The organism is Eubacterium maltosivorans (assembly GCF_002441855.2).
In the GTDB taxonomy this organism is placed as follows: Bacteria; Bacillota; Clostridia; order Eubacteriales; family Eubacteriaceae; genus Eubacterium; species Eubacterium maltosivorans.
The window spans coordinates 1,435,294-1,444,669 of sequence record NZ_CP029487.1; the positions used below are offsets into that span (position 1 = coordinate 1,435,294).

Genomic DNA, 9,376 nt, shown 5'->3' on the forward strand with positions numbered 1-9,376 from the left:
TTACCCCGCAATCTTTTTCATGTCGAAGGCGCCGCTGATCTGCTCGAAGGTTTCTTTCACATCGGTTGGCAGGGCTGCCATTTCGCGCTGGGCTTTTTTCTTGGCCCGGAAGCTGCGCATAAAGTTGGACTGGATCACGGACTCCACAGCGTCGCATTCCATCTGTGCCCAGTTTCGGATCATACTCGGTGACCCTACGGCCTGCTGAACGACCTCTGGCAGTTTATCAAACTCTTCTTCGGCCCCATAAATGCCGTTTCGCAGGGCTTTGGACACCATGGACCAGGCGTCCATTTCGGTCAACTCGGGCTCCTGGGTAATTTTTAGCACCATATCCATGATCTGTCCGGGTACGGGCGCAAAGCCTTTCTTGTCGTTGGCAATAAAGCCCATCACTGCGCCGTCGATGGTCTCGTAAGGGTAGTCTTTAAACATCCTTGTCCAAAGGTTCACGGCGGCTTTTGCGTCGGCGGGCTTTACATCCCGATAGGTATTTGGGTAGGCCGCTCTCAAGGTCGCTAAAACCTTGGCGGCTTCTGTATCATTCATTTTTCATTTCCTCCTCCATGGCTATTTTTAAAAAGGGGTTATCGGTTAGATCGTCAAGGCGCCTGGCTGTTCCCGGCGGACTTGGCGGCGCCGGCGCCTTATTGACGTAGTTCCCCTCCAGAACTTTAACGAAATTGGCGGGTTTCATCACCCAGTCAAAGCTGGCGTTCCAGTTGTTGCCGGTTCGCCCGCACAGGAAGTCGCTCTGTTTCACCAGGGCGATGACCCGCAGGACGGTTTCCTCCCCATGTTCCTTCACCCTTGCCCGAACGGCTTTCTTGCGGTTGTCGCTCAGGGCCTGCACCTTTGGCAGTTCGGTACAGACGCTGTTCCAGTAGTCGGCAATCTTTTTGTATTGCACAGTCTCTCTTGGAACAGGTTCGGGTGCGTCCCCCTTTGGGGGACTATAGGGGGTATCATTTGTTTTGTTTTGTTTAGTTTGGTTTAGTTTATTTATGTCTACGGTTTTGACTACGGGATTTACTACTGGATTCACTACGCTTTGTACTACTGGATTCACTACGCTTTGTACTACGGGATTCACTTCGGTTTGTACTTCGCTGGTGAAAGTGTTATTGTTTTTTCCTTCTGAAAGCGAAATCAGTTTGTACCGGTTCGGGCTGCCTTTTTTGCCTTTCTGGTACTCGATTAATCCGGCCTCCACCAGTTTATTCCGGTAGTCAATGAAGGTGGCTTCTCTTTTTACCTGGATTAAACCCATTAACCGCTGGTTATCTACTGAAATCCACTCAGCCCACCCACATCTATTGAACAGCGCAACCATTTTGCGCCACAGCAACTCGGACAGTGCGGGCAAGTAATTTGTTTCGAGCCATCGGTCGAATGCATTTAACTCTGCAATGTAATTCAAGGGGCCACCTCCTTTCCTGCGTTTTTGTCACGCATACTTTTAAAATGGCGGTTCGTCATCATCGGCCATTAACGAGAAGTCATCGCCTAAGTCTAAGCTGTTCAATCCGTCTGCCGGTGCCGGGCTGTCATTTTTACTGCCAATAAAATCAAACTCTTCCAGAACAACCTCTGTTACATAGCGCTTAGAGCCGTCCTGGGCGTCATAGGATCGGGACTGTAATCTTCCGGTGAGAGCAATTTGTCTGCCCTTGCCGAGATACTGGCAAATAACCTCAGCCTGCCGCCCCCATGCAACAATATTGAAAAAGTCAGCTTCCGGCTGCCCTTCCTGCTTAAACCGTCTGTCAACGGCCAAGGAAAATGTCGCCACTGATTTTCCAGTATTGGTTGAGCGCAATTCCGGATCACGGACGATGCGTCCGACTAAGATCACCTTATTCACAGCTATACCTCCGTATTAAAAAAATCATCCTCTGAAAATACTTCGTCCTCTGCTTCGTTTGGCAGGATCGTCATTTGTGCATCGTCAGATTCTTCGTGTTCAGTCATGGCAGCTTCTTGTATATCTTCTGTCTCCGTCATTTCAATATAGTCGGAATCCGCTTCGTACTCTATATTATCGACATACTCTGCATTGCCATCTTCATCAATAACTGTCATATCTTTCTCAAAAGCGGTCTGCATTTCAATGCTCATAATTCCCCATTTGGAGATGAGTTGCCGCAGCATCGTTTTATGAGCCATTCCATCAAAGTCCTTATACCAAAATGAAGAATACTTCCAAAGGTCTTTAGCTGGTATAACTCCAGTATTGATTTTTTCGTAAACACTTAAATTGAACGCTTTAGAATAACGATCTGCGTGTTTCTCCATTTTCTTTTTTGACCAATAAATGGCTTTTCTAAAGCCGTTTAAATACTCAAACATCGCATAGTAGCCAATGGTTTTCGCTTCTTCTCGTTCTTCTTCATCCTCGATAAGATTCACTTCGATTTCCTCATTTAAAGGATCAAACTTTACGAGTTCTCCCTCTTTTATGGAGACAACATTAAGTTTTTTATACTGTCCCGATTTTTCGGCTAACTGAATGTACCCCTTATAACCAAGCTGGAACTGAGCAACCTTTTTAGCATGCTGAACAATGTTTCCTTGTTTATCTCTCTTTTCTTTCTGATCATATGGAACCATGTAATACTGTCCCAGCTGAGGGCTAGGAGAAAGTTTTAGACTTTCTCCTAGCATTGCAGCTGATAGGATTGTTCCCTGATCACAGGCTGCCAAAGCGTTATTTGTACTTACCGCTGAAATAATTGAAGTAATAAACCGCTGCCCATCTTTGCCACCGACCATTTCGTTAATTTTTCTTTTTACACCCTCTGATGTAATATAGGATGAAAAAGTAGGTTTCTTGGCTTCTTGTTTGGTTAAGCTGTTTTGGACTGCCATTCTTCACGATCTCCTTCCTCAATTTTTCTGTATTGAATGTTATTTTCAATCATACACTTTTTAAGTGCCATCATCTGTTCCCTGTCAACATCCACTTCAAAGCGGAGTGTCACTGTTTTTTTCTTGTTGGTATTTACAGGCTGTTCCGCCGCTTTTGCAGGAACTTCTTGGTAGATTGGCTTTTGCTGCTTTGCTTCGGCTACTTTCTGTACTTTGGCCTGTCTCTGCCTTTCCAGTTCTGCCAGCTGCATAATACGATCTTCGAACCGTTTCTTTTCTGCCATTGCCGCCGATAAGTCCAAAGTCTGGAAATAGGCGTCCAGCATCTGCTGTTCACATTCCACCTCCAAATCCTTGATCGCTTTTTCGTCAATCTCTACACGCTTAATCAGATCATCAATTTCCGCTTTTGATTTCTTGATATCATAAGATACATTTAACCATCTCGGATCAAAGACCTTATCAAAGGGAATTAACCCAGCATAACAGCCGATTTTCTCATCAAAGTATTCCTCGATTTCTTCCCTTTTTTCTGCTTTTCGCTGATCCTCATAAACCGCCAGCTGCTTGTCAATCGTAGCAATCGGTTCGCCGATCAAGCCGGTAAGTTCCTTGACTTTTTTCTCAAATGCGTCATAAGGGACATTCCACGCTTTTTTAATGATCTTGCGCTGGTCATCAATACTGGTTCTCAGCTTATTCAGCTTCGCCCGGTCATCTTTTGCGTCTTTGATGCTATCCTTGGTCACTACCATGTTTTGGTATTTCTCAAGACTTCCCTGTAATTCAGCTTTTAACTGTTCGTAGTTAAAATTTACTGACTGAGGAAGTAATTGTTCGATCGGTCTTTCAAGTTTAAATTCCATATTCGCACCTCCTAAATGCTCGGTAACAGCAAGGGCGGTTCCATTCTTTTTTGAACCATATCCCAAAATTCAATTTCTTTTTCCTGAAGTAGTTCAATATCATCTTTCACTTCTTCACGCTCTATAAAATAATGACGGGTTGTAAGGCTCATATCATCACCTTTTCGGTACTTAATTTGCGCCTTTAGTACCGCGAAATCATACCCTGTCGCTAAGAGCTGGTGAAGCACTTGAATGTAATAATTATCCGGTATATTGTTGTCATTCCATTTCCTCCATTGTCGGCTGTTCATTATTTCTGTGGTTTTAATTTCCAGCACCCCTTTTCGCCCGTCAGCGGCTGTGAGCCATCCGTCAAGTGTTGCGAAGATAAAAGGGTTATCGGTATTATGAAACATCTTAAATTCGTCATATTCGACTTTGTATTGTGGAAAATCCAGTTCAAACAAATGTCTTAGATGTTCCTCAGCCTGTTTTCCATAAATAACGACACTCTTATCTGAAATATCTTCAGGCTCTTCCTGTCCTGTTTTTTCTTTCCATAACTGGACATTGGTTTTCCATGGATTCAACCCCAGGATACAGGCGGCATCACTGCCGCCGATCCCTTTCTTCCGATTTCCAAGCCAATGCTGGCGTTCTTGATCAGACACCGAAGATCTCTCCAAAGGCTTTTTCAAAAACCTGTTTTAATGAATCCTCCTCAAATGAAGGATTCGATTTTAATGTCTCAACCCGTACGATTCCAATATCTTTTTCACTTGCTAACCCATGTACTATGCCCTCTATAACGGACTCAATAAGATCAAGGCTCAATGGTTTTTTAATATGCGGTGGCACATTACTGACCATTGTCTGCATAATGCCAGAAACAATGTTGCACAGTTCTTGTGAAATATCCTCTACTCTTCCTTCGATTTCTACCGAAAATGCTATACTTTTGCTTTTGTCAATTTTTACTGCAATCATCTTGTCATTCTCCTTAAAATTTGATATGATTTATATAAAGTGTTATTTGATGGCCGGGCAACAACTCCACGACGTTACCCGGCTGTTTTTTTATGCAATGATACTGAACAATTTTTCTTCACCTGTTTTGCCTTCGTTGAGATGATTGTCCAAATACTCCTTAATGCGAAGCATCGCCGTATTTCTCCATGCACCACCATCAGCTTCAAATAAACCAACCCGACCACGATCATTGACTCGCAGTACAAAAGAGCTTTTTGGCTGCTCAATCTCGCTGAATGTTCTGAACGGAGCCAGTGTAACAGGGTTCGGAATCTTTTCTTCCTTCACCAGAACGACACCGGAAGCGCTGGAAACGGTCTGCGTAACGCCATCATCATCAACCTGTACGGAATTGTCCATCTTCATACTTCCGATGACACTTAAAACCTTGGCCCGGTCATGCGCATCGACAAAATTGGCTTGCAGCATAATATTAAATTCTTCCCGATCCATGAAATCATTGAGATAAAGCTCTGGTGTGTCCGCGTCTACCTGTAGGAAAATGTCTCTTTTCATATCACTATCTAAGCTTGAATAAACGACGATGTGTCGATCATCAATAACATTAATGATTAAATCATTGAGTGGTAGGGTATCTCGATTATCCTGTAAATAGGCAATTAAGCTTGTCAGTGTCTTAATATAAAGCGGGGCTGCCTTTGGCTGTGTTATATGGTGTAAATTCTTGTTGCTGTAATAGTGTCCATCAATTTCCTCAATCGTTGGTGCTGTCATTTCCTCAATTTTTTCGATAAAATCTCTTGTTAAATCCATTATTTAGCCTCTCTTTCCATGCTTACCACATTATCAATTTTCATTTTTTCCTGTCCGGGAATATGGTTACCAATCTCTTTCATGTTGTATTCGCCCTCGGTATCCTTGTATAGATGCAGATTTGTAGAATTGCTCTTCACAGGAGCCAGCGTTGGCTTAACGGAGTATTCCAGATTAATAACCTCTCTGTTTTCGTCCATCTTAAATTTTAATTCGACGGTAATTTTTCGGTTCGCTTTATATTCCGTGTTCGGGTCTTTGGCATTTTCAATAATTTTCTTTTCTGCCAGATCATACACTTCTTGTAAGCCGCCGTTGCCAATTTCATTAAGTTTCATTTTGTCCTCCTTTTATCCTTGAATACTGGAGCAATACCGCAGGCCAGCCGCTGCGGTGCCGGCATATCCCGTCTACTATTATTACTATTGCAGAAATACCACTCGTTTCTGCCCGAGCAAACTAAACAAAAGATCATTTGTATGTATGCATTTTTATTAATAGGAATTTTGGGAAATTATCGGCCTAACTAAGCAACCCGGAGGATTACCTCTTTTCTTATTTTTGTAAACAACATGGCCGATACAGATGTAAGGATACTTTATGGTGGAATACCTTGATACAGCACTTCGTTTCTCCTTTGACAGAACCCTATAACCGTGATATAATTCTTTTAAACAAATAACTTAAGTATTCAGAATCGCACCTGTTACCAGCGGGTGCTTTTCTATTTTTTGACTGAAAGCTCCTGAAATCAATACAAATGCCGCTTCCAAAGATTCTTTGATAAAATTGTTTGTAACCGCTTCGTCCTCATGATCAAGTTTTCCATCTCGAAGGGCTTCAATCATATCTGGAATCGCCCTGAGAACATCATCCATTTCTTTTTGCTCTAACAAAATTGATAGAGCCAAATCATCAACCACTTTGCAGTCTTGAAAGATCAGGCGTATAATTTCATTGTTTTCCAATAAATGGGAAATCATTAACCATGGAGCTTGATAAACAACTGCCATGCTCATTACCATCTTATCCGGCGGCATCCCAAGTCCTATTGCCTTGCAATAATTCTCATAGTTGCTTAACTGTTTATAGGATATATCTAGTAATTCAGATGCCTTTTCACGTGTGATTTTGGCGTTTTCTCTAGCAATACGGTATATATTCGCTCCCGTATCATTCATTCTTTTTCTCTCCTTACTGTTATAAAATATGTACATAGACCTATTTAGCTTTCAATTTCTTCTCCGACCGATAAGATCTGACATAATTCTACGAAACCCTCCGGCCAGAATGACCGCTAATATCATTATTAAAACGAGCTCTATAAACACTGCAATTCTCAATACAATCGCCGTCTGATTCACTATTCGCATTAGCGCAATCAAGGCGTTTATCACTATTTCGGCTGTTGTCTCTGGCATGTTTTTCTTCTTTCTCCTTTCTCACCCAATACACAACTCCCAAGACCATCGGTAACAGCAAAACTTCGCCGCCGATACTTGGTTTAGGTCTATAAAAATTTACAAAATATACAAACAACGGACTCAGCGCAATGCTGAAAACTAATGTAACAATCCATTTTTTCATAGCTCAACCTATAAAGATTCTGCAATTAATTTAGCGGTACGCATGGCGGCCTCAGTCAACTGTCGCTGCCAGGCTCCGTTTTTAGGACTCCACCGGAAGCCGTTTTGTTTTAATCGTGCCCTTACCGTTTCCTCAGGTTTTCCATCCAAGAAGATGCGCACCCGGTTGTCATCTTTGTCCGGTATAATCTTGCAATTATCGAACACCATCTCCTCGAATGCTGAATTTTTTATTTTTTCGAGCTGGGCAATGCGTTCTTCTGTCGATTTCAAATTTTGTCTGTTGTTGCTAAGCTCATAAGGTGGATAGGGTACTGGTTTCCTATTCCTTCTAGCTGCCTTGTTATGTGCTTTCATAAGCTCTTGCCGCTCTCTGAAATACAGTGCTTTTGCCTTTAGTTTTAATAAAGCATCAGGATCGTCAGACGATATGGCCTCTCCAAATACCCAGTGCCCCTTTTTTATTCTTTCAAGGGATACTTCCAAGGGTTCGAGATCTTTTAACCGCTTGTGTGTGTTTTCAATGAAGCGCTTAATTTTGCCGAACGCTTCTTCTTCATATTTCCATAAACGCTGTTGCTTTTTTTGATTGCCAGCACGATCATATTTAGATGGACCCGCCACTGCAACAGAAACTATTTCAGAATCTTTTTGAAGGATTGTGTTGTAAGTTTTTTCGATTAAAGCCTTGTAACTTTCTCTGCGCTCTTTCAGCATTTCCTTTTGTTCAGGACTCAGGTTTTTTATAGAACGAAAATTCTGATCAAATGCCAACAATCGAGACTCAGCCTCAATGGCAAGGTTGTCCCCCCTCGTACCCATCATTGAGTTATCATTGCATCGCTTAATGGCTTCCTTATTCAAATTCAATTCCATTTTTATGCCGCCTTTCTGATCCGTTGGTCAAATTCAACAATCAGTTTATTTTGTTCGTCAATAAATTTTTGCATCATAGAGAACATTTCAAATTGCCAGTAGCCCTGCATCATAAAGTTAAAAAATGGGAGTTTTGGAATTTTAGTAAACCGCTGTGTATAAGGTCCGCTATCACCGCCGATTGCAAACGGACATTTGCCAAGGTAAGCAGACATTTTCAAGCATTCCACATCCATTCCCATCACCCTAGCGGCATCTGTTGGAGACACACTCAAACTATTTGGATTTTTATCCATCAGATCAGAAAGAGCACGGTACTGTGTCTGTACGCTCTGCGGTATATCGAACATTATGCTTTCCTCCCTTCTGAGCTTTCATCAATCGCTGAAATAAAGCATTGTGTTCTTCATCGCTAATCAAGCCAAGAATTGTTAAATTATTAATACGGCCTTGAATATTGCCTACTTCCATAGCATGTTCAATTGTGCCGTTTCCAAGTGTTTTTATGCTTTCTATATCGGTATAAATCTGTGACACTTGCTTGCGAATAACACCACGATTAATTGTATAGTCCATTATGCTACCTCCATCAGATTTACCTGCATGGATAATCTAACCATCAGGTCTTTGTATTTTGCTTCTGTAATTTTCTTACCTGCTTTGAGAATACCGATTTTTTCTAAATCGCTATAATAAACGGCTTCCGGCATCTGACCGCCGAACTGTTCAATATGTGTTTCAATCCGGTTTAAGATTTCCTTTGTGGTATAAAAGCTGTTCATTTATGCCACCTCACATAGGAAACTTAAGGTCTCGATTGCTTCGTCCATTTCTTCATTACTTCTCACATCATCGTAAAGAGAAATTTCAAAGCTTCGTTCCACTTTCTTTCTGGTAACTCGTTCGCCGTCCCATTCGTTGTACGAAGTGTCAATGTCGATGTACAGCATATCGTCCATTTCAGGATCATTTTTAACAACTTCTGCCAGCACTGCATTGCAGTTAAAAAGATTGGCAAGTTCAAAGATTTTAGCTACCTTATCGTTCATTCCTGCACCTCCTTTCCCAAAACATTAATTATTCCATCTTGTGTAGATACAACATCTAACAATCTCCATCCCATTTCCAAAAGCAGCTTTGTTTCTTCTGTTCCTTTGATCTGGGCAACATCGTAGCGAACAACTTTTTTATCGTCTTTTTTGTTCACGATCATCAATTCAAAACCCAATGCGTCAAGTATTCTTTCTGCATATTCTAGCTTCATACTGCGTTGATCTTTTTCCCAAAGTTCAACGGCTCTTGAAGTACATCCAGCTTTTTCCGCTACTTCCTTTCTACTTAAACCTTGTCGCTCACGCTCGAGGTGTAAAAAATTTTGTATGTTCATGTTTTCCT

The 9,376-nt window shown here is 41.8% G+C and carries 17 protein-coding genes; all 17 read right to left on the reverse strand.

All coding sequences use genetic code 11. The annotated features are described in order from the left end of the window. The 17 genes from CPZ25_RS07080 to CPZ25_RS07160 all read right to left on the reverse strand — a co-directional run bounded on the left by CPZ25_RS07080 (position 1) and on the right by CPZ25_RS07160 (position 9,368). Complete coding sequence (locus CPZ25_RS07080; RefSeq protein WP_096920683.1) at positions 1-549, reverse strand: replicative helicase loader/inhibitor; 549 nt, start codon at positions 547-549, stop codon at positions 1-3. After that, complete coding sequence (locus tag CPZ25_RS07085; protein ID WP_096920682.1) at positions 542-1,420, reverse strand: hypothetical protein; 879 nt, start codon at positions 1,418-1,420, stop codon at positions 542-544. Before CPZ25_RS07085 ends, CPZ25_RS07080 begins: the two co-directional genes overlap by 8 nt. Positions 1,421-1,459: 39 nt before the next feature. Next, positions 1,460-1,864: a single-stranded DNA-binding protein gene (locus CPZ25_RS07090; RefSeq protein WP_096920681.1), complete on the reverse strand. Its 405-nt coding sequence runs from the start codon at positions 1,862-1,864 to the stop codon at positions 1,460-1,462. Positions 1,865-1,866: 2 nt separating this feature from the next. Then, complete coding sequence (locus CPZ25_RS07095; RefSeq protein ID WP_096920680.1) at positions 1,867-2,868, reverse strand: recombinase RecT; 1,002 nt, start codon at positions 2,866-2,868, stop codon at positions 1,867-1,869. Then, on the reverse strand, positions 2,847-3,734 hold the full coding sequence (locus CPZ25_RS07100) for a DUF1351 domain-containing protein (RefSeq protein ID WP_096920679.1): 888 nt from the start codon (positions 3,732-3,734) through the stop codon (positions 2,847-2,849). Before CPZ25_RS07100 ends, CPZ25_RS07095 begins: the two co-directional genes overlap by 22 nt. A gap of 11 nt (positions 3,735-3,745) precedes the next feature. After that, a complete protein-coding gene (locus tag CPZ25_RS07105) occupies positions 3,746-4,387 on the reverse strand; it encodes a YqaJ viral recombinase family protein (RefSeq protein WP_243129357.1) in 642 nt (213 codons plus the stop codon). Next, positions 4,380-4,703 carry a hypothetical protein gene (locus tag CPZ25_RS07110; RefSeq protein ID WP_096920677.1) on the reverse strand — a complete coding sequence of 108 codons (324 nt, stop codon included), beginning with the start codon at positions 4,701-4,703 and terminating at the stop codon, positions 4,380-4,382. The genes CPZ25_RS07105 and CPZ25_RS07110 overlap by 8 nt, the downstream gene beginning before the upstream one ends. A 90-nt stretch (positions 4,704-4,793) precedes the next feature. Continuing rightward, positions 4,794-5,519 (reverse strand): hypothetical protein, encoded by a 726-nt coding sequence (locus tag CPZ25_RS07115; RefSeq protein ID WP_096920676.1) that lies wholly within the window; start codon positions 5,517-5,519, stop codon positions 4,794-4,796. Further along, positions 5,519-5,857, reverse strand: a complete 339-nt coding sequence (locus CPZ25_RS07120; protein WP_096920675.1) for a hypothetical protein — start codon at positions 5,855-5,857, stop codon at positions 5,519-5,521. Before CPZ25_RS07120 ends, CPZ25_RS07115 begins: the two co-directional genes overlap by 1 nt. Positions 5,858-6,202: 345 nt before the next feature. Then, positions 6,203-6,700: a helix-turn-helix domain-containing protein gene (locus CPZ25_RS07125; protein WP_096920674.1), complete on the reverse strand. Its 498-nt coding sequence runs from the start codon at positions 6,698-6,700 to the stop codon at positions 6,203-6,205. An 88-nt stretch (positions 6,701-6,788) separates the two neighbouring features. Continuing rightward, on the reverse strand, positions 6,789-7,106 hold the full coding sequence (locus tag CPZ25_RS07130) for a hypothetical protein (protein ID WP_133067098.1): 318 nt from the start codon (positions 7,104-7,106) through the stop codon (positions 6,789-6,791). 8 nt (positions 7,107-7,114) lie between these two features. Then, on the reverse strand, positions 7,115-7,981 hold the full coding sequence (locus CPZ25_RS07135; RefSeq protein ID WP_096920672.1) for a hypothetical protein: 867 nt from the start codon (positions 7,979-7,981) through the stop codon (positions 7,115-7,117). Between the two features lie 2 nt (positions 7,982-7,983). Continuing rightward, a complete protein-coding gene (locus CPZ25_RS07140) occupies positions 7,984-8,331 on the reverse strand; it encodes a hypothetical protein (RefSeq protein WP_133067097.1) in 348 nt (115 codons plus the stop codon). Further along, entirely contained in the window at positions 8,282-8,557 is a 276-nt protein-coding gene (locus tag CPZ25_RS07145; protein ID WP_096920670.1) for a hypothetical protein, read from the reverse strand. The genes CPZ25_RS07140 and CPZ25_RS07145 overlap by 50 nt, the downstream gene beginning before the upstream one ends. Continuing rightward, positions 8,557-8,763, reverse strand: a complete 207-nt coding sequence (locus CPZ25_RS07150) for a hypothetical protein (protein ID WP_096920669.1) — start codon at positions 8,761-8,763, stop codon at positions 8,557-8,559. The genes CPZ25_RS07145 and CPZ25_RS07150 overlap by 1 nt, the downstream gene beginning before the upstream one ends. Next, a complete protein-coding gene (locus CPZ25_RS07155) occupies positions 8,764-9,030 on the reverse strand; it encodes a hypothetical protein (protein WP_096920668.1) in 267 nt (88 codons plus the stop codon). Next, entirely contained in the window at positions 9,027-9,368 is a 342-nt protein-coding gene (locus tag CPZ25_RS07160; protein WP_096920667.1) for a helix-turn-helix transcriptional regulator, read from the reverse strand. The genes CPZ25_RS07155 and CPZ25_RS07160 overlap by 4 nt, the downstream gene beginning before the upstream one ends. Between the last annotated feature and the right edge of the window lie 8 nt (positions 9,369-9,376).